The sequence below is a fragment of the Streptomyces sp. OZ13 genome, assembly GCF_052068155.1.
Classification (GTDB): Bacteria; Actinomycetota; Actinomycetes; order Streptomycetales; family Streptomycetaceae; genus Streptomyces.
This window is the reverse complement of the sequence record NZ_JBQHCZ010000018.1, coordinates 23,018-41,347: the sequence shown is the minus strand read 5'-3', so window position 1 is coordinate 41,347 and position 18,330 is coordinate 23,018. Positions and strand designations below refer to the sequence as shown.

The 18,330-nt window shown below is 71.6% G+C and carries 20 protein-coding genes; 14 read left to right on the top strand and 6 right to left on the bottom strand.

Annotated features, from left to right (window positions below; all coding sequences use genetic code 11):
* Positions 1-5: 5 nt before the first annotated feature.
* From ACTMTU_RS30385 to ACTMTU_RS30375, 3 genes are all read left to right on the top strand, one after another.
* Positions 6-590: a DUF5998 family protein gene (locus ACTMTU_RS30385; RefSeq protein ID WP_159686071.1), complete on the top strand. Its 585-nt coding sequence runs from the start codon at positions 6-8 to the stop codon at positions 588-590.
* Positions 590-1,783, top strand: a complete 1,194-nt coding sequence (locus ACTMTU_RS30380; protein ID WP_441266635.1) for an alkaline phosphatase family protein — start codon at positions 590-592, stop codon at positions 1,781-1,783. The genes ACTMTU_RS30385 and ACTMTU_RS30380 overlap by 1 nt, the downstream gene beginning before the upstream one ends.
* Before the next feature lie 78 nt (positions 1,784-1,861).
* Entirely contained in the window at positions 1,862-2,575 is a 714-nt protein-coding gene (locus tag ACTMTU_RS30375; RefSeq protein WP_441266634.1) for a thymidine kinase, read from the top strand.
* Here ACTMTU_RS30375 and ACTMTU_RS30370 read toward each other — a convergent pair.
* Positions 2,547-3,317, bottom strand: coding sequence for a VOC family protein (locus tag ACTMTU_RS30370; RefSeq protein ID WP_441266633.1), 771 nt, complete (start codon positions 3,315-3,317; stop codon positions 2,547-2,549). The genes ACTMTU_RS30375 and ACTMTU_RS30370 overlap by 29 nt on opposite strands.
* Positions 3,318-3,553: 236 nt before the next feature.
* Between ACTMTU_RS30370 and ACTMTU_RS30365 the strand changes: the two genes are divergently transcribed.
* On the top strand, positions 3,554-4,384 hold the full coding sequence (locus tag ACTMTU_RS30365) for a sulfurtransferase (protein ID WP_441266632.1): 831 nt from the start codon (positions 3,554-3,556) through the stop codon (positions 4,382-4,384).
* Positions 4,385-4,441: 57 nt separating this feature from the next.
* Here ACTMTU_RS30365 and sepH read toward each other — a convergent pair whose 3' ends face one another.
* The 3 genes from sepH to ACTMTU_RS30350 all read right to left on the bottom strand — a co-directional run bounded on the left by sepH (position 4,442) and on the right by ACTMTU_RS30350 (position 8,584).
* A complete protein-coding gene (gene sepH, locus ACTMTU_RS30360) occupies positions 4,442-5,485 on the bottom strand; it encodes a septation protein SepH (RefSeq protein WP_441266631.1) in 1,044 nt (347 codons plus the stop codon).
* A 569-nt stretch (positions 5,486-6,054) separates the two neighbouring features.
* Complete coding sequence (locus tag ACTMTU_RS30355) at positions 6,055-7,383, bottom strand: D-arabinono-1,4-lactone oxidase (protein WP_441266630.1); 1,329 nt, start codon at positions 7,381-7,383, stop codon at positions 6,055-6,057.
* On the bottom strand, positions 7,334-8,584 hold the full coding sequence (locus ACTMTU_RS30350; RefSeq protein ID WP_441266629.1) for an MFS transporter: 1,251 nt from the start codon (positions 8,582-8,584) through the stop codon (positions 7,334-7,336). Before ACTMTU_RS30350 ends, ACTMTU_RS30355 begins: the two co-directional genes overlap by 50 nt.
* Before the next feature lie 108 nt (positions 8,585-8,692).
* On the opposite strand from ACTMTU_RS30350, the gene ACTMTU_RS30345 reads away from it, so the two are divergent.
* A complete protein-coding gene (locus tag ACTMTU_RS30345) occupies positions 8,693-9,820 on the top strand; it encodes a ferrochelatase (RefSeq protein WP_441266628.1) in 1,128 nt (375 codons plus the stop codon).
* 11 nt (positions 9,821-9,831) lie between these two features.
* Positions 9,832-10,632 (top strand): inositol monophosphatase family protein, encoded by an 801-nt coding sequence (locus ACTMTU_RS30340; RefSeq protein WP_441266627.1) that lies wholly within the window; start codon positions 9,832-9,834, stop codon positions 10,630-10,632.
* Positions 10,633-10,812: 180 nt separating this feature from the next.
* On the opposite strand, the gene ACTMTU_RS30335 is transcribed toward ACTMTU_RS30340, so the two are convergent.
* Positions 10,813-10,980: a hypothetical protein gene (locus tag ACTMTU_RS30335; RefSeq protein ID WP_441266626.1), complete on the bottom strand. Its 168-nt coding sequence runs from the start codon at positions 10,978-10,980 to the stop codon at positions 10,813-10,815.
* A gap of 300 nt (positions 10,981-11,280) precedes the next feature.
* On the opposite strand from ACTMTU_RS30335, the gene ACTMTU_RS30330 reads away from it, so the two are divergent.
* The 4 genes from ACTMTU_RS30330 to ACTMTU_RS30315 all read left to right on the top strand — a co-directional run bounded on the left by ACTMTU_RS30330 (position 11,281) and on the right by ACTMTU_RS30315 (position 14,848).
* Positions 11,281-11,934 carry a response regulator transcription factor gene (locus ACTMTU_RS30330; RefSeq protein ID WP_005310963.1) on the top strand — a complete coding sequence of 218 codons (654 nt, stop codon included), beginning with the start codon at positions 11,281-11,283 and terminating at the stop codon, positions 11,932-11,934.
* Between the two features lie 4 nt (positions 11,935-11,938).
* Positions 11,939-13,171, top strand: a complete 1,233-nt coding sequence (locus ACTMTU_RS30325; protein ID WP_441266625.1) for a sensor histidine kinase — start codon at positions 11,939-11,941, stop codon at positions 13,169-13,171.
* A gap of 380 nt (positions 13,172-13,551) precedes the next feature.
* Positions 13,552-13,848: a DUF4193 domain-containing protein gene (locus ACTMTU_RS30320; protein ID WP_005310959.1), complete on the top strand. Its 297-nt coding sequence runs from the start codon at positions 13,552-13,554 to the stop codon at positions 13,846-13,848.
* Positions 13,849-13,861: 13 nt separating this feature from the next.
* Positions 13,862-14,848, top strand: a complete 987-nt coding sequence (locus tag ACTMTU_RS30315) for a hypothetical protein (protein WP_441266624.1) — start codon at positions 13,862-13,864, stop codon at positions 14,846-14,848.
* A gap of 19 nt (positions 14,849-14,867) precedes the next feature.
* Here the strand turns inward: ACTMTU_RS30315 and ACTMTU_RS30310 are convergent, their stop codons facing one another.
* Entirely contained in the window at positions 14,868-15,326 is a 459-nt protein-coding gene (locus ACTMTU_RS30310) for a DUF3093 domain-containing protein (RefSeq protein WP_441266623.1), read from the bottom strand.
* A gap of 58 nt (positions 15,327-15,384) precedes the next feature.
* Here ACTMTU_RS30310 and ACTMTU_RS30305 point away from each other — a divergent pair, with 58 nt between their 5' ends.
* The 4 genes from ACTMTU_RS30305 (at position 15,385) to ACTMTU_RS30290 (ending at position 18,201) form a co-directional block, all read left to right on the top strand.
* Positions 15,385-16,005, top strand: a complete 621-nt coding sequence (locus ACTMTU_RS30305) for a PaaI family thioesterase (protein WP_441266622.1) — start codon at positions 15,385-15,387, stop codon at positions 16,003-16,005.
* Entirely contained in the window at positions 16,005-16,517 is a 513-nt protein-coding gene (dut, locus tag ACTMTU_RS30300; protein WP_441266621.1) for a dUTP diphosphatase, read from the top strand. Before ACTMTU_RS30305 ends, dut begins: the two co-directional genes overlap by 1 nt.
* A 1-nt stretch (position 16,518) precedes the next feature.
* Positions 16,519-17,298 (top strand): DUF3710 domain-containing protein, encoded by a 780-nt coding sequence (locus ACTMTU_RS30295; RefSeq protein ID WP_441266620.1) that lies wholly within the window; start codon positions 16,519-16,521, stop codon positions 17,296-17,298.
* Between the two features lie 174 nt (positions 17,299-17,472).
* Positions 17,473-18,201: an ABC transporter ATP-binding protein gene (locus ACTMTU_RS30290; protein ID WP_441266619.1), complete on the top strand. Its 729-nt coding sequence runs from the start codon at positions 17,473-17,475 to the stop codon at positions 18,199-18,201.
* The last annotated feature ends 129 nt before the right edge of the window (positions 18,202-18,330 follow it).

Genomic DNA, 18,330 nt, shown 5'->3' with positions numbered 1-18,330 from the left:
ACCGCATGGCGAAGACCGGTACGACGACCCAGGGGCTGCGCGCCGCGATCGAGCGCAGCGGCTACTACCCGGCACTCGTGGCCGAGGCGGTGGAAGCCGCCGTCGGCGGCGAGCCGATCGCGTCGTACCTGGTGCACCAGGAGACCACGTTCGACGCGAACGAGGTCCGCCGCCATGTCACCGTCCTCGTCCTGACGGCGAACCGGTTCATCGTCAGCCACACCGACGAGCAGGCCGCCGACTCCGGCTCCCCGACCCCGTACGCCACCACGTCCACCGAGTCGGTGAAGCTCGGCCGGATCTCGTCGGTCGTCGTCAGCCGCGTGGTCGCCAACCCGGAGTCGTACACCCCCGGCACGCTGCCCCGCGAGGTCGTCCTGACCATCGGCTGGGGCGCGGTCTCGCGCCTCGACCTGGAGCCCGCCGCCTGCGGCGACCCGAACTGCGACGCCGACCACGGCTACACCGGCAACTCCACCGCCGACGACCTCAGCCTGCGCGTCAGCGAGGCCGGTGACGGGCCCGACACCGTCCGCCAGACCCTGGTCTTCGCCCAGGCGCTCTCCGAAGCCACGGCAGCCACGCGCTGATGGCCCAGCCCGCAGTGTGGCCGGACGACCCCGTCTCGCTCGATGTGTACGCGGCGCCCGCGCCCGAGTACGGCAGCGGCTCGCTCGCCGACCTGCTCCCCACCCTCGCCGCGGGCCAGGGTGTCCCGGGGCTCGAGCAGTCCATCGCCGAGCTCACGCCCGCCGACCGGAACTGCGTCTTCCTGATCGACGGGCTCGGCTGGGAGCAGATCAGGGCCCACCCCGACGAGGCGCCGTTCCTGACCTCGCTCCTCGGCACGTCCCGCGGCGGTACCGGAGCGCCCATCACGGCCGGGTTCCCCGCCACCACCGCCACCTCGCTCGCCTCCGTCGGCACGGGCCTCCCGCCGGGCGTGCACGGCCTGCCCGGCTACACGGTGCGCAACCCGGAGACCGGCGAGCTGATGAACCAGCTCCGCTGGAGGCCGTGGACCTCGCCGAAGGCCTGGCAGCCCTATCCCACCGTCTTCGAGCTGGCGGACCGGGCGGGGGTGCACACCGCCCAGGTGTCGTCGCCCGCGTTCGAGCAGACGCCGCTCACCAAGGTCGCGCTCAGCGGCGGCACGTTCCACGGCCGGCTGACCGGCGAGGAGCGTATGGACCTCGCCGCCGAGCAACTGGCCGCGGGTGACCGTTCGCTGGTCTACACGTACTACAGCGAGGTCGACGGCAAGGGGCACCGGTTCGGCATCGACTCGGATGCCTGGCGCGGACAACTGATGTACGCGGACCGGCTGGTGGAGCGGCTCGCCGACCAGTTGCCGCCCCGCGCCGCGCTGTACGTTACCGCCGACCACGGCATGATCGACATCCCCTTCGACGAGCAGTCCCGCATCGACTTCGACGAGGACTGGGAACTGCGGGCCGGTGTCGCCCTGCTCGGCGGCGAGGGCAGGGCACGCCATGTGTACGCCGTGCCCGGCGCGGAGAACGACGTCCTCGCCGTGTGGCGCGAGGTGCTGGGGGAGCAGTTCTGGGTCGCGAGCCGCGACGAGGCCGTCGCCGCAGGCTGGTTCGGCCCGGAGGTCGACGACAGGGTGTACGGGCGGATCGGCGACGTCGTGGCCGCCGCGCACGACGATGTGGTGATCACCGCCTCCGTCAACGAACCGAACGAGTCCGCCATGGTGGGCATGCACGGCTCGATGACTCCCGCCGAACAGCTCGTGCCGCTCCTCGAAGTACGCTCGTGACCCGCCGAGCCCGTACCTGACCCGCCGGGTAGGCACGTGATCCTCCCCGCCGCCTGACCCGAAAGGTCTCCACCCCCCATGCCCGAGCTGGTGTTCTTCTCCGGAACGATGGACTGCGGAAAGAGCACCCTCGCTCTTCAGATCGAGCACAACCGGTCCGCGCGCGGCCTGCAGGGCATGATCTTCACGCGTGACGACCGGGCCGGCGAGGGCAAGCTCTCGTCGCGGCTGGGACTGGTCACCGACGCGGTCGAGGCCGCCGAGGGCTTCGACTTCTACGCGTACCTCGTCGACCGCTTCTCCAAGGGCGGCCGTTGCGACTATGTGATCGCCGACGAGGCGCAGTTCCTCGCGCCGGAACAGATCGACCAGCTCGCCCGCGTCGTCGACGACCTGGAACTGGACGTCTTCGCCTTCGGTATCACCACGGACTTCCGCTCCAAGCTGTTCCCCGGCTCGCAGCGGCTCGTCGAACTCGCGGACCGGGTCGAGGTGCTTCAGGTCGAGGCGCTGTGCTGGTGCGGTGCGCGGGCCACTCACAACGCCCGCACCGTCGGCGGCGTGATGGTGGTCGAAGGCGCGCAGGTCGTCGTCGGGGACGTCAACCAGTCACCGGACGAGATCGGTTACGAGGTCCTGTGCCGGCGTCACCACCGCCGGCGGATGACGGCCGCCTCTGCCCACGCGGCGGCTCTCTCCCCGGACGTCCTGCCCGTCGAGACCGACGCGGACGGCGGTGCCGACGGCCGTGACGCCCGTGATGTCAGAGGACGTCCGACCGTACGATCGTGAAGACGGCGCCCTCGGGGTCGCTGACGGTCGCCGCACGCCCGCGCGGGCCCGGCCCGGGCGCCTCGACGACATGCCCGCCCAGTTCCACCACCCGGTGCGCGGCCGCGTCGGTGTCCTCGACCTCGAAGTACGTCATCCAGTGCGGGCCGCGGTCGCGCGGCAGGGCCTGGCCCATCCCCCGCACCGTGGCGACGGGACGGCCGTCGAGCCGCAGCGTGAGCCGGTCGGGCCCCGTGCCGTCCTCCTTGGCGTCATGGCCGAAGACCGCCTGGTAGAACTTGCCGACCGACGAAGTGTCCCTGGTCCGCAGCTCGTTCCAGACGGGTGTCCCGTGCGCGCCGTGCACGGCGGTGCCGGTGTGCCCCGCCGCCTGCCAGACCCCGAACACCGCGCCCGCCGGGTCGGAGGCGATGACCAGCCGTCCCGCGTCGGCGGCGTCGAGCGGCCCGACGCCGATCGTGCCGCCGCAGCTGCGGATCGCCTCCGCGGTCACGTCGGCGTCGTCGCTCGCCAGATACGCGGTCCAGGCGACGGGCAGATGGCGGTCGGCGGGCAGCCGGCCGATGCCGGCCACCACCTTGCCGTCGAGCATCGCGCGGACGTAGGGCCCCAGCTGCGTGGGGCCGGGCGAGAACTCCCAGCCGAACAGCGCCGCGTAGAACTCCTGTGTCGCGTCAAGGCCGTGCACCATGAGGCTCACCCAGCAGGGTGTGCCCGGGGGGCGCCGAGTCGCCTCGGTCATCGTCACTCTCTCCTCGGACCATCGTGGTGGCCGTACGGGGGGACCTGGCGCGTCCACGGTCGGGGGAGGCTCTGCGGAGACCGTTGCGCTCGAGCCGATGTTGTCATCACCAAGGGCCTGCTGCGCCCTGGCCGCGCCGGATATGGCGGGTTCCCGCCGGAGGTTGCCCGTTTTGGTGGGGCTCATCCGCTTCGGGGGTGTTACGGTGCGCCAGGCAGGTGCGCAAGGATGGCCGTATGAATCCGATCATCTCCGCGGCCGATCTCGCCGCCGAGCTCGCCGGCCCCACCCCGCCGGTCCTTCTCGATGTCCGCTACCGGCTGGGCGGGCCGCACGGTCGGCCCGAGTACGAGGCCGGGCACATCCCGGGTGCCGTCTTCGTCGACCTCGACGCCGAACTGGCCGGTCCGCCCGGAGCCGGCGGGCGTCATCCGCTGCCCGACGTCGCGGAGTTCGGCGCGGTGATGCGCCGTGCGGGCGTCGGTCCCGCTACCTCTGTCGTCGTGTACGACGCCGACAAGGGCTGGGGCGCGGCTCGCGCCTGGTGGCTGCTGCGCTGGGCCGGGCACGACGACGTCCGGGTGCTGGACGGCGGACTCGCGGCGTGGACGGGGCCGCTCGAGACGACGGTTCCCGTACCGCAGGAGGGCTCCTTCGAGCCGAAGCCGGGGGCGCTGCCCCTGCTGGACGCCGACGAGGCGGCGGCGACGGCCCGTGACGGCCTGCTGCTCGACGCGCGTGCGGGGGAGCGTTACCGCGGTGAGGTGGAGCCCATCGACCCGATCGCCGGGCACATCCCGGGTGCCGTCTCCGCGCCGACCATGGAGAACCTGGACGACCAGGGCCGCTTCCGCCCTGCCGAGTGGCTGGCGGCGCGGTTCATGGAACTCGGGGCCCATGAGGACTCGGGACCCGTCGGCGTCTACTGCGGGTCCGGCGTCTCGGCCGCCCAGCAGGTGCTGGCCCTGGAGCTCGCCGGCTTCGACGCGGCCCTGTACGCGGGCTCGTGGTCCGAGTGGTCGCGGAACCCGGACCGTCCGGTCGCGACCGGACCGCAGCCGGGCTGATCCGCGCACACCACAAGGGCCGGTCCCCATGGGGCCGGCCCTTGTGCGGAACGTTTCTTACTCCTGTTTCTTACGGCGTGTGCCGAAGACGATCTCGTCCCAGCTCGGCACGGCGGCGCGACGGCCGGGGCGGACGCCGTCCGCCTCCGCCTGCCGGTCGGTGGTGCCCGTCAGGCGGTCCCGATGGCCGGCCACGGAGCGCGGCATCAGCACGTCCGCGTACGCGGAACCCGCGCCGGCCGACGCGGCGGGCGCCACCGGCTCCTCCTCGGCCTCGGCCTCCTGGCCGGGCTCGACGGCGGGCGGTTCCGACGCCACGGGCCGCTCGGGCACGACCATGTCGCCGCGGAAGTTCGGCACGGCCTCCAGCAGGCTGGTCAGCGAGTCCCGCTCGTCCTTGTCGTCCGCGTCGGCGGACGGCACGGCCGGGCGCTCGATCTGCCGGTCCAGGGCACGGTCCAGCGGCCGGTCCCTGGGCAGACGCGCGATGCGCGGGACGAACGGGAAGCTCGGCTCCTGCGCGATCGTGTCGTCGGTCTCACCGATCAGGGCGCGTGCCTCGTCGTCGACGGCCTGGACGAGCCGCCTCGGCGGGTCGTAGGTCCAGCTCGCCGAGTGCGGTTCGCCCGCGACCCGGTACACGAGCAGGACCTCCCAGGTGCCGTCGTCGCGGCGCCACGAGTCCCACTGGACGGTGTCCTTCTCGGCACCGCGCAGCAACAGCCGCTCCTGCACGGCCTCGCCCAGCTGCGGACCGGTGTTCTCACCGGGGCGGCGTACGGGCGTCTTACGGGCCCGCTCCGCCATGAAGGCGCGCTCGGCGAGGACCGGGCCCTCGAAGCGGCGCACGCGATCGACGGGGATGCCGGCGAGCTGGGCGACCTCCTCCGCGGAGGCACCGGCACGTATACGGGCCTGGATGTCACGGGGGCGGAGATGGCTCTCCACCTCGATCTCGATCTGGCCGAGCCTGGCACGGTCGTTACGCACGGCGGCACGCAGGCGCTCATCGATCGGAAGCGTGTATTCCGTGCTGTCCGCAGCCTTGAGCACCAGTCGTGTGCCGTCGTTGGAGACGGCCACGACACGCAGTTCGGGCATGGGGACCTCCCGGGTGGTGCCTGCCGACGTCACCTGCGTCGCTGCTTCCGCTAGTCGAGTCGAGTGTGGCCTGCCCGGGTGCAGCCTGCCACAACCTTGCCGAGTTGCCCGGCGTGTCGGGCGCGAGCCCTGGATCGCCGTTATGGCACGGTGATCTATTGGCCACTCAGCGTGATCGGTCGTCACTCTGAGCGATAGATCTCCATGCTTCACCGCGGTGCCGCCGGATCGAGCGCCGCTTTCGGCCCCCAACCTGGGGATCCGGACACCACGAGGGAGGCCGGGCCCAGGGCTCGCCACAGTACTCCATTCGGGCCATCCGGGTGGACAGCCGCGCCGCCGAACTTCGGCAGGGGGGTGCTGGATCGGCGCTCGAACGCGGGCTGACCAGGTGTTGTGCTTCACAGAAGCACCAGAAACGGAACTATTCTCTTCGCTCACATGTCCTATCTCGGTGCGCAGCGGGCAGATGGCGCAAGGCGGCTGAAGGTGAGTCAGAAGCCCGATGAGTGGACGGAACGTCAGGAAGGCGACGAACGGCCCGCGGAGAGCGGCGCATTCGGCCGGCGTCAGTCGCCCAGCACCCGGCGCAGATACGGATTCTGGAAGACCCGGTCCGGGTCCAGATGGTCGCGCAGGGCGGTGAACTCGCCGAACCGCGGGTAGACGTCCGCGAGGTGTCGCGCGTCCCGCGTGTGGATCTTTCCCCAGTGCGGCCGCCCGCCGTGGGCGGTCATGATCGACTCCACGGCGGTGAAGTAGGAACGGTACGGCGTGCCGCGGTACATGTGCACCGCGATGTACGCCGTCTCCCGGCCCGAGGCGGTCGACAGCGCGATGTCGTCGGCGGGGGCCGTGCGTACCTCGACCGGGAACCCGATCCGCAGCGGCGAGCGTTCGATCATCGCCCTGAGCTCGCGCAGCGCCGTGACCGCGGCCTCCCTGGGCACCGCGTACTCCATCTCCACGAACCGCACCCGGCGGGGCGATGTGAAGACCTTGTAGGGAATGTCCGTGTAGGTACGGGCGGACAGCGCGCGGCTGGAGAGCCTGGCGATCGCGGGAACGGCCGCCGGGACCGCGCGGCCCAGCGAACAGGCCACCTGGAAGGCCCCGTTGGACAGCAGCTCGTCCTCGATCCAGCCGCCGACCCTGCCGGGCGGCGCAGGCGGGCCGGAGCTGCGGTTGTTGCGCTTGGTGTTGCAGTTCCCGGTGTGAGGGAACCAGTAGAACTCGAAGTGCTCGTTCTCCGCGTGCAGGGCGTCGAAGTCCGCCAGGACCCGGTCCAAGGACATCGGTTCCTCACGGGCGGTCAGCAGGAAGACCGGCTCCACCGCGAACGTGATCGCCGAGACGACTCCGAGCGCGCCCAGACCGATCCGGGCCGCGGCGAAGACCTCGGGATTCTCCTTCTCCGAGCACGTCAGCACCGCCCCGTCGGCCGTCACCAGCTCAAGGCCCTTGATCTGGGCGGCGATCGAGGCGGAGTCACGGCCGGTGCCGTGCGTACCGGTCGACGTAGCGCCGGCCACGGTCTGCTCCATGATGTCGCCCATGTTCGTGAGCGACAGCCCCTCACGGGCGAGGGCGGTGTTCAACCGCTTGAGCGGGGTGCCCGATTCGACGGTGACGGTCATCTCCGAGCGGTCGATCCGGCGGATCCCCGTCATCAGGTCCGGCCGGATCAGCAGCCCGTCGGTCGCCGCTATGGCCGTGAACGAATGGCCCGTGCCGACCGTCTTGACCCGAAGGCCCTCGGAGACCGCCGAGCGGACCGCGTCGGCGAGCTCCTCCACGGACGCGGGGCGGACTTCCCTCGCGGGCCGGGAGACAACGGTCCCCGCCCAGTTACGCCACGGACTGCTCCCGCTGCTCCGGGTCCTGATCACGCTGCTCACGCTGCCCCTCCCGCATCGGCACCGGCCTGCGCAGCCGGCGGTACCCCAGGAACGCCACCACGGCCGCGAACACCCCTGCGACGCCGGGCACCGCGTACCCCGCAGCGGCGCCCTGCGCGTCGACCACCCAGCCGGCGGCCGAGGAACCCAGTGCGACGCCGACCGCGAGCCCGGTACCGGTCCAGGACATGCCCTCGGTCAGCTTGCTGCGCGGTACGTGCGCCTCGACGAGGGCCATGGTCGTCACCATCGTCGGCGCGATGGCAAGGCCCGCGACAAAGAGCGCCACGGCCAGGAACGGCAGGCTCCCGGCCAGTTGGAGGGGGATCATACTCACGGCCATCGCGCAGACGCCCAGCACCCACCTGCGGGCGGGCTCACCCTTCAGGTGCAACAGGCCGAAGACGGCGCCCGCGAGGCAGGAACCGAGCGCGTAGACCGCGAGCACCCAGCTCGCCGCGGCCTTGTGCCCCGTCTCCTCCGCGAACGCCACCGTGACCACGTCCACCGCGCCGAAGATCACTCCGGTGGCGACGAACGCCGCGACCAGCACCTGGAGACCGGGGGAGCGCAGCGCGCTGCCGCCGGTGTCGTGGGACGCCGGGTGCGGCTTCGGCTCCGTGGCCCGCTGAGCCGTCAGCCACCAGACGCCGACCAGCAGGAACCCGGCCGCGAGCAGCGGTCCGGCCTCCGGGAACCACAGGGTGGACAGCCCGATGGAGATGATCGGCCCGAAGATGAAGCACACCTCGTCGATGATCGACTCGACCGAGTAGGCGGTGTGCAGCTCCCGCGGCGAGCCCTCCAGGAGCGCCGCCCAGCGCGCCCGGGTCATCGCGCCGACGCTCGGCGCACAGCCCGCGACGGCCGTGAAGGCGAACAGCGTCCAGTCCGGCGCTCCCTGCTGGGCGCAGATCAACAGTCCGGTGACGGCGGCGAGCGTGACGAGAGTGGCGGGACGCAGCACCCGGCGCTGGCCGTGGCGGTCCACCAGACGGGAGACCTGCGGGCCCAGCACGGCCGCGGACAGCGCGAGCGTCGCGGTGAGCGTGCCGGCCAGACCGTAGCGTCCGGTGAGCTCGGAGACCATGGTCATGATCCCGATGCCCAGCATGGACAGCGGCATCCGGCCGAGGAGGCCGGCGGTGGAGAACCCCAAAGAGCCGGGGGTGGCGAAAATCGCGCGGTACGGACTGGGCAACAGGGACTCCGGTAAGGCGTAAGGGCAGCCTTCACAGATTACGCGCCGAACCTCCGCGCGCGCACCGCGGTTTTTCCGCTGTCGGAGGCGGGTGGCAGGATCGACCTCATGTCCGATCTGCGTGACCCAGCGCCTTACGACGCCCTTCTGCTGCTCTCGTTCGGCGGCCCCGAAGGCCCCGACGACGTGGTCCCGTTCCTGGAGAACGTGACCCGCGGCCGAGGCATCCCGAAGGAACGGCTGAAGGAAGTGGGGCAGCACTACTTCCTCTTCGGCGGCGTCAGCCCCATCAACGACCAGAACCGGGCGCTGCTCGAAGCCCTTCGCAAGGACTTCGCCGAGCACGGGCTGGACCTGCCGGTCCACTGGGGCAACCGCAACTGGGCGCCGTACCTCACCGACACCCTGCGCGAGATGGCAGACGCGGGACACCGGCGCATCGCCGTCCTCGCCACCAGCGCATACGCCTCGTACTCCGGCTGCCGCCAGTACAGGGAGAACCTCGCGGACGCGCTGGCGACGCTGGAGGCGGAGGGGCGGCCACTGCCGCGGGTCGACAAGCTGCGGCACTACTTCAACCACCCCGGCTTCGTACGGCCCATGATCGACGGCGTTCTCGCCTCCCTCGCCGACCTGCCGGAAGATGTCCGCGCCGGTGCGCACCTCGCCTTCACCACGCACTCGATCCCGACCTCCGCGGCCGACGCCTCCGGCCCCGCCGACGATCACGGGGACGGCGGCGCCTACGTCCGCCAGCACCTCGACGTGGCCCGGACCGTCGCCGAGGCCGTCGCCCACGAGACCGGCGTCGAGCACCCCTGGGAGCTCGTCTACCAGTCCCGTAGCGGCGCCCCGCACATCCCCTGGCTGGAACCGGACATCTGCGACCACCTGGAGAGCCTGCACGCCGCCGGCGCGCCGGCTGCCGTCATGGTCCCGATCGGTTTCGTCTCCGACCACATGGAGGTCCTGTACGACCTCGACACGGAGGCCACCGCCAAGGCCGCGGAGCTGGGTCTGCCGGTGCGCCGCTCCGCGACCGTGGGCGCGGACCCGCGGTTCGCCGGCGCGGTGCGCGACCTCCTGCTGGAACGGGCCGCCAGTGAGCGCGGCATCCCGGCGGAACGCTGCGCGCTCGGAACGCTCGGCCCGAGTCACTACCTCTGCCCCGTCGGATGCTGCCCGGCCCGCGCGCCCAAGCCCGCGGCGGCCGGCGCCGACAGCCCGTACGCGTGAAGGAGACCCCTGTGACCGACCCGCTCACGTCCGAACTGCTGCCCCTCGCCCTGGAAGCCGCCCGTAAGGCCGGCGCGCTGCTCAGGGACGGCCGCCCGGACGACCTGGGCGTCGCCAGGACGAAGTCAAGCCCCATCGACGTCGTGACCGAGATGGACATCGCGGCGGAGAAGCTGATCACCGGCTTCCTCACCGAGCACCGCCCGGACGACGGTTTCCTCGGCGAGGAGGGCGCGGCCACGGTGGGCACCAGCGGTGTGCGCTGGGTCATCGACCCGCTCGACGGCACCGTGAACTACCTGTACGGGCTGCCGACCTGGGCCGTCTCGATCGCCGCGGAGCTCGACGGCGAGACCGTGGTGGGCGTCGTCGAGGCACCGATGCGCCGCGAGACCTTCCACGCGGTGCGGGGCGGCGGCGCGTTCCTGAACGACCGGCCCGTACGGTGCCGGCCGGCGCCCCCGCTGGACCAGGCCCTGGTCTCGACCGGCTTCAACTACGTCCACACCGTCCGCACCCACCAGGCGGACGTCGCCCAGCGGCTGATCCCGCAGCTGCGCGACATCCGGCGCAGCGGCTCGGCGGCGATCGACCTGGCGGACGTGGCGGCGGGCCGCCTGGACGGCTACTACGAGCGCGGGCTCAGCCCGTGGGACCTCGCCGCGGGCGACCTGATCGCCCGCGAGGCCGGCGCGCTGACCGGGGGCCGCCCCGGGGACGGCCCCTCCGGCGACCTCACGGTGGCGGCGGTGCCGGGGGTCTTCGAGCCGTTGCAGGCGTTGCTGGAGGAACTGGGGGCGTGGCACGACTGAGCGCGTGCGCGTGCCGCCTGCGGCGGGCGTTTCCCCTCCCCGCCCCTTCCCGAAACCGGGGGCTCTGCCCCCGGACCCCCGCGCCTCAAACGCCGGCGAGGCTGATTTCGCGGGCCCGCCCCATGCCAGAGGCCCGGACCCGCTTCGCGGGGCCGGGCCTCTGGGCTGCACGGTCGGGGATCAGGCCGCGGTGAGCTTCACCCCGTGCTCGGCGGCGAGGCGGTGGAGGTCCTCCAGCTCCGCCTGCTCGACGTCAGCGAGGAAGTCGTCGCCCGTCTCCCGGGCGACCGTCAGGTCGTCCTCGGCGGCCTTTATGCGCTGCAGCAGTCCGGCAGTGAAAGCGTCCATGATGCGCCCCCTCGTCGTAGGTCGGTGGCACGGGGGTGTGCCGACGGTGGGTTGATCAACCCTGGAACAGGTCGTGGTGCGCCACACACAGGGCGTGATCGGGATGTGCAGTCGTCCTCCCCAGGCCTTCCCGGGTGGAAACCTCAACTGTCCCGGAAATCCTCCTTATTCCGCGGTGCGGTTGTCGAGCCTGTTCGCCTTACAGCCGGTTTACGCGCGTAACGGGCAGGATGGAGCCGCACAGTCAGTGCCCAGACCTGCCCTGTCACGGTGACGGGGCTCCCGAGAGAGGAAGTCGACGTGCGCGTACTCGTCGTCGAGGACGAGCAGCTGCTCGCCGATGCGGTGGCCACCGGACTGCGCCGGGAGGCCATGGCGGTCGACGTCGTGTACGACGGCGCCGCCGCCCTCGAGCGCATCGGGGTCAACGACTACGACGTGGTGGTGCTCGACCGCGACCTCCCCCTGGTCCACGGGGACGACGTCTGCCGCAGGATCGTCGAGCTGGGCATGCCGACCCGGGTGCTGATGCTGACGGCCTCCGGGGATGTGAGCGACCGCGTGGAGGGCCTGGAGCTCGGCGCCGACGACTATCTGCCCAAGCCGTTCGCGTTCACCGAGCTCACCGCACGTGTGCGTGCCCTCGGGCGGCGTACGACGGTGCCGCTGCCGCCGGTGCTGGAGCGTGCCGGCATCAAGCTCGATCCGAACCGTCGCGAGGTCTTCAGGGACGGCAGGGAGATCCAGCTGGCCCCCAAGGAGTTCGCGGTCCTGGAGGTCCTGATGCGCAGCGAGGGCGCGGTCGTCTCGGCGGAGCAGCTGCTGGAGAAGGCCTGGGACGAGAACACGGACCCGTTCACCAACGTGGTGCGGGTGACCGTGATGACCTTGCGCCGCAAGCTCGGCGAACCGCCCGTGATCGTCACGGTGCCTGGTTCCGGTTACCGGATCTGATCGCGTGGCCAGCGTTCCCGCGCCGCCGGAGGCGCCTCCGAAGCCGACCTGGGACCCCAGGGAGCCGGGCCGTCCCTGGTTGCGCCCCACCATCCGGATACGGCTCACGCTGTTGTACGGCGGGATGTTCCTGATCGCGGGCATCCTGCTGCTGTCGATCATCTACCTCTTCACCGCGCAGGCGTTGCACGTCGGCGTCGCGGATCTGCCCTTCAAGATCGTCGAGGGCAAGGTCCAGCCCACCACGGACTGGTGCACGCTCCCGGAGGAGGGTTCCGGCGAGCAGTTCAACCAGGCCGTCTCCGCCTGTCTTCAGCACCAGCGCGAACTGGCGCTGGACGACCTGCTGCGCCGCTCCCTGTTCGCCCTGCTCGGCCTGAGCATCATCGCGTTCGCCTTCGGCTACGCGATGGCCGGCCGGGTGCTGTCGCCGCTGGGCCGGATCACCCGCACCGCGCGCCAGGTGGCCGGTTCCGACCTCTCGCGCCGGATCGAGCTGGACGGACCCGACGACGAGCTCAAGGAGCTCGCCGACACCTTCGACGAGATGCTGGACCGACTGGAGCGGGCCTTCACCGCCCAGCAGCGGTTCGTGGCGAACGCCTCGCACGAACTGCGCACGCCCCTGGCGATCAACCGCACGCTGCTCGAGGTGCACCTCTCCGATCCCGGAGCTCCCGTGGAGCTCCAGCAGCTCGGCAAGACGCTGCTGGCCACCAACGAGCGCAGCGAGCAGCTTGTCGAGGGCCTGCTGCTGCTCGCCCGCAGCGACAACCAGATCGTCGAGCGCAAGCCGGTGGACCTGGCGGAGGTGGCCTCACGCGCCATGGACCAGGTCCGCTCGGAGGCGGAGGAGACGGGCGTGGAGGTGCGGGGCGAGCGCCGGGCCGCGGTCGTCCAGGGCAACGGCGTGCTGCTGGAGCGGATCGCGCTGAACCTCGTGCAGAACGCCGTCCGGTACAACGTGCCGGGCGGCTGGGTGGAGGTGACCACGGATGTCGAGCACGGCCAGGCGGTGCTGCTGGTGACCAACACCGGACCGGTGGTTCCCGCGTACGAGATCGACAACCTCTTCGAGCCGTTCAGGCGCCTGCGCCAGGAGCGCACGGGCAGCGACAAGGGGGTCGGCCTGGGCCTTTCCATCGCGCGATCGGTGGCCCGCGCCCACGGCGGCCGCATTTCCGCGGTGCCGCGCGAGGGGGGCGGGCTGGTGATGCGTGTCACTCTTCCGGTCTGAGTTCCTGGGCCGATGTTCGCTTTAAGCGGAATTTTCGGAAACGGCATCCGGCGAATCCATGTGCGATCAATCACACGGGACGAATCGGATCCATCTACGCTGCGTGATCGATCATCGTGCGGAAAGCCGGTAAAAGCCCGGGTTTCCGGGGGGTGACATCACGGGAAGTACACGGGGTGGCGCTCGTGAAGCACGCTTGCGGACCGTGTACGGTCCCCATCGCCATCCAACCCGATCACTCCCGAGGGGTCCGGTTGGGTGTCGATTGAGTAACAGACCTTGATGTGAGGCAAAATCTCCGCCTCAGGTCGGGCACAAGTCCGGCCTCTCACGCGTTACGTGCGCTGAGACACCGCAACCACCCAGAGGGGGAGAGCGACATGGCAACGGACTACGACACCCCACGCAAGACCGACGACGACGTCGATTCGGACAGCCTTGAGGAACTGAAGGCCCGGCGGAACGACAAGTCCACCTCGACCGTCGACGTCGACGAGTTCGAGGCCGCGGAGGGCATGGAGCTCCCCGGGGCCGACCTGTCCAACGAGGAGCTCGCCGTCCGGGTCCTGCCCAAGCAGGCCGACGAGTTCACCTGCATGAGCTGCTTCCTCGTGCATCACCGCAGCCAGCTGGCGCGTGAGAAGAACGGCCAGCCCATCTGCCGCGACTGCGACTGAGGCAGGGCCGCCAGTGGCAGGCGAGAAACCGTCCGGGAAGCGGCGCTTCCGGCGTCATGGACAGCCGGAGGCGCACCAGGGCGGTACGGGCCCCTCACAGGACGCCGCGGCGTCCGCGGAGGACTTGTCCGCGCTGCTGCCGTACGACGCGACCGAGGGTGTGGAGCGAGGCCTGCCGGCCTCGCTCGGAACCACCGGCCAGGCAGGGTCCCCGACCAGGGCCCGACGCCTGGCCGCGGTCACGAAGGGCGTCGTCAAGGGCGGCGAGAGCGCGAGGGCGGGCCTCGTCCGGCGGGGACAGGGCGCGCGCACCAGGCTCGTGAGGAGCAAGGAGAGCGCCAAGGCGGCGCTCGCGCACATCGCCGACGTGCTGATCGACAACGCGCCGCGTATCCCGGTGCGTGATCTGGAGAAGCTGCGCAGGCAGTTTCCCGGCCTCTCCCCCGAGCAGCTTGCCGACAAGCTGGTCGCGGGAGCGGCCAACGCCACATCCACAGTGGGCGCCGGTATCGGCGCCGCCGCGATGATGCCCGTGCCGCCGGCGATGCCGACCGAGCTCGCGGCGGAGATCGTCGGCGTCGCCGCCATCGAGCTGAAGCTCATCGCCGAGCTCCACGAGGTCTACGGGGTGCGGCCGCCCGGCGGCCTCAAGGACCGCAGCACCGCGTATCTGAACGCCTGGTCCCAGGAGCGCGGAATCGAGGTCACCAAGCCCTCGACGTACAACGTCTCGATGGGCGGACAGCTCAAGCGCCAACTGCGCCAGCAGATCATGAAGCGCATGGTCCGCAATCTTCCGAACCTGATGCCGTTCATGGTCGGAGCCGCCGTCGGCGCCGTGATGAACCGCCGGGACACCAGGAAGCTCGCCGACCGTATCCGCGCCGACCTGCGCAACAGGCAGGTCCCGTGGGACGCGCTCCCCGCACTGCCGCCCCTCGAGCAGCCGCAGCACCCCATCCAGCACCCGCAACTGCCCCTGGGACCGAGCGGCGCCTGACCGACGGCGGGACCGGGCCCTACGCCGCGCGGACGGCCGTCAGGGCGGCGGCCAGCGCCTGCGGGTCCCGTGTCGACAGATAGACGTACGGCGTCGGGTCCTCCGGATCGGTGATCTCGATCCGTACAGCCGTCGGGATGTAGCTGCGCAGCAGCATGAAGGCCCGCGGATCGGCCTTGTGGAGCCGCCAGGCCCGCGCCTCCTCCGCGTCGAGCACCTCAGGCTCGCCGAGCGCGGAGACCGGGATCCGCGCGTCCCCGGCGACGAGGGAGCCGGCCACCACCCGGATCCGGGCCGAGCCGTAGGAGCTGACCAGCGCCGACGCCAGCGCACCCGCGGCGATCACCCCGCCCAGCATCGGCAGGGGCCCCAGCGGCAGCAGGATCAGACCGCCGGAGAGGGCGACGAGGGCGGTGACGGCCCACCAGGCTCGGGGCGCGGTCAGGCGTTCTGCGTACTGCGGGGCGGAAGGCTGCATGAATCCAAGCTTGGCACGGTGCGACCTGCGGGTAGCCGCGCGGGTAAGGTCTGCGCCTGTGAGCAACGCGAACTCCCGGGGGGCGACCCCCGAACCCCCGGCCGGTTCCTCGGCCCTGACCCCGCCGGCCGACGCCACGGCGCCGGTGCGGCACCCCGACGCGCCCGCCCCGGGTGAACTCCTCGGCGCGCACTACGGGCACTGCTTCGGGTGCGGCGGGCAGCAGCCCCACGGTCTGCACCTCGAGGCACGGGCACAGGATGGCGTCCGCGTCACCGCCGAGTTCACCGTCAAGGCCGCGCACCAGGGCGCCCCCGGTCTCGCGCACGGCGGGGTGCTCGCCTCCGCGCTCGACGAGACGCTCGGCTCGCTGAACTGGCTGCTGCGGGTCATCGCGGTCACCGGCAAGCTCGAGACCGACTTCGTGCGACCCGTGCCGGTCGACACCGTGCTGCACCTCGACGCCGAGGTCACCGCCGTCGCCGGCCGCAAGATCTACTCGACCGCCACCGGACGCATCGGAGGCCCCGACGGGCCGGTGGCCGTGCGGGCGTCCGCCCTGTTCATCGAGGTCAAGGTCGACCACTTCATCGAGAACGGCCGCCCCGCCGAGATCCAGGCCGCGATGGCCGACCCCGACCAGGTCCGGCGCGCACGCGCCTTCGAGGTGAACCCCTGATGCGTGATCCCGTCGACGTGCTCATCCGCCGCGTGCGCCCCGAGGTGCCGCTTCCTGCCTACGGTCACCCGGGCGACGCGGGCGCCGATCTGGTGACGTGCGAGGCCGTCGAACTCGCCCCCGGTGAGCGTGCCGTGCTGCCCACCGGAGTGTCGATCGCCCTGCCCGACGGGTACGCGGCCTTCGTTCACCCCCGGTCCGGGCTCGCCGCCCGCTGCGGAGTCGCCCTCGTGAATGCCCCAGGGACGATTGATGCCGGGTACCGTGGGGAAATCAAGGTGATCGTGGTCAATCTCGATCCACGCGAGAGCGTGCGGTTCGAACGGTTCGACCGGATCGCCCAACTGGTCGTCCAGCAGGTCGAGAAGGTGCGCTTCCACGAGGTGGCGGAGCTTCCCGGTTCTGCGCGGGCCGAGGGGGGCTTCGGGTCCACCGGCGGTCATGCCGCCGTGGACGGCTCTACGGGTGGGAATCGATACGCTTCGGTCGTATCCGACCGGGAAGGACAGTGACGTGTTCGGACGTCGCAAGAAGAGTGGTTCCGCCGGGGACGCGGCGGACGCAGCGGACGGCGCCGAGCGAGTCGCCGACGAGTCTGCCGAGCTCGGCACGGAAGCCGGGGACAGCGGCGCCCGCCGGGTGAACCTCCCGCCGGCGCCCCGGCCCGACGGCCCCTGGGACGTCTCCGAGGTCTCCAGGCCCGGCGAGGGCCGGGTCGACCTCGGCGGCCTGTTCGTGCCCGGGGTCGAGGGCATGGAACTGCGGGTCGAGGTCGCCGGTGACGCCATCGTCGCGGCCACCGTCGTGCTGCGCGACAGCGCCGTACAGCTCCAGGCCTTCGCGGCGCCCAAGAAGGAGGGCATCTGGGGCGAGGTCCGCGAGGAGATCGCCTCCGGTATCACCCAGCAGGGCGGCATCATCGACGAGGTCGAGGGCCCGCTCGGCTGGGAGCTGCGCGCCCAGGTGCCCGTACAGCTCCCGGACGGCACCGGCGGTGTGCAGATGGTGCGCTTCGTCGGCGTCGACGGCCCCCGCTGGTTCCTGCGCGGAGTGATCTCCGGGCAGGGCGCGGTGCAGCCGCAGGCGGCCGGTCTGCTCGAGCAGATCTTCAGGGACACCGTCGTGGTGCGCGGCGAAGGCCCGATGGCGCCTCGTGACCCGATCGTCCTCAAGCTGCCGGAAGACGCGCAGATGGTGCCCGAGGGCGTCCAGCAGGAGGAGCAGGAAGGCTCCCGGTTCTCCGGGGGCATGGGCCAGCTCCAGCGCGGCCCCGAGATCACCGAGGTGCGCTGACAGCGGTCGGCGACCTCGTACGACAGCGTTGTGGCCCGTGGGCCCGCACCCCCGGGTGCGGGCCCACGGACCGTTCCGCACGCCTCTCGCACGGGTTTCCGCGCGACCGTTGCCCGTGCGCATGGCCCCTGCACATACTGTGCCGGACACGATCAGGCACGGGGGGACATCCGGATGACCGAGAGCAGCAGCGCACAGTCGGGCACGGCCGTCGTCGACGACGCGTCGCGGCCCATGGTGCGGATCGAGAACCTGCACCGTTCGTACGGCACGGGAGCCGCGGCCGTCCACGCGCTGCGCGGAGTGTCCTTCGAGATCCCCCGGGGCGAACTGGTCGCCCTCAAAGGCCGGTCGGGCTCCGGCAAGACCACGCTGCTCAATCTGGTCGGCGGTCTCGACACCCCGGACCAGGGGCGGATCACCGTCGACGGCACCGACCTCTCCGAACTCGGCGAGAACGGCCTGCTGGAGCTTAGGCGCGACCGGATCGGCTTCATCTTCCAGTCGTTCGGGCTGATCCCGATCCTGAGCGCGGCGGAGAACGTCGGTGTGCCGATGCGGCTGCGCAAGGCGGACCCGCGTGAGCGGGAGGAGCGCGTCGCGCTCCTGCTCGCCCTGGTGGGCCTCGCCGACCATGCCGCGCAGCGCCCGGGCGAGCTGTCCGGCGGACAGCAGCAGCGTGTCGCCATCGCCCGCGCGCTCGCCAACCGGCCCAAGCTGCTCATCGCCGACGAGCCGACCGGACAGCTCGACGCGGAGACGGGGCTGGCCGTGATGGAACTGCTGCGCGCGGTGGTCCGCAGCGAGAACGTGACAGCCCTCGTCGCCACGCACGACCCTCAGCTCCTGGGCCTCGCCGACCGGGTACTGGAACTGGCCGACGGCGAGATCGTCGAGGCCTGACCCGGCCTTCGGCGCCCGACCGGACGAGAACGAACCCGTCCCGCCGGGCGGTCCCGCGCCCCGACGAGGGGGCCGCACGGACCTGAGGCCGGGGGCCCGGGAAGACCCGACGGCCGCGCCCTCCGGCGC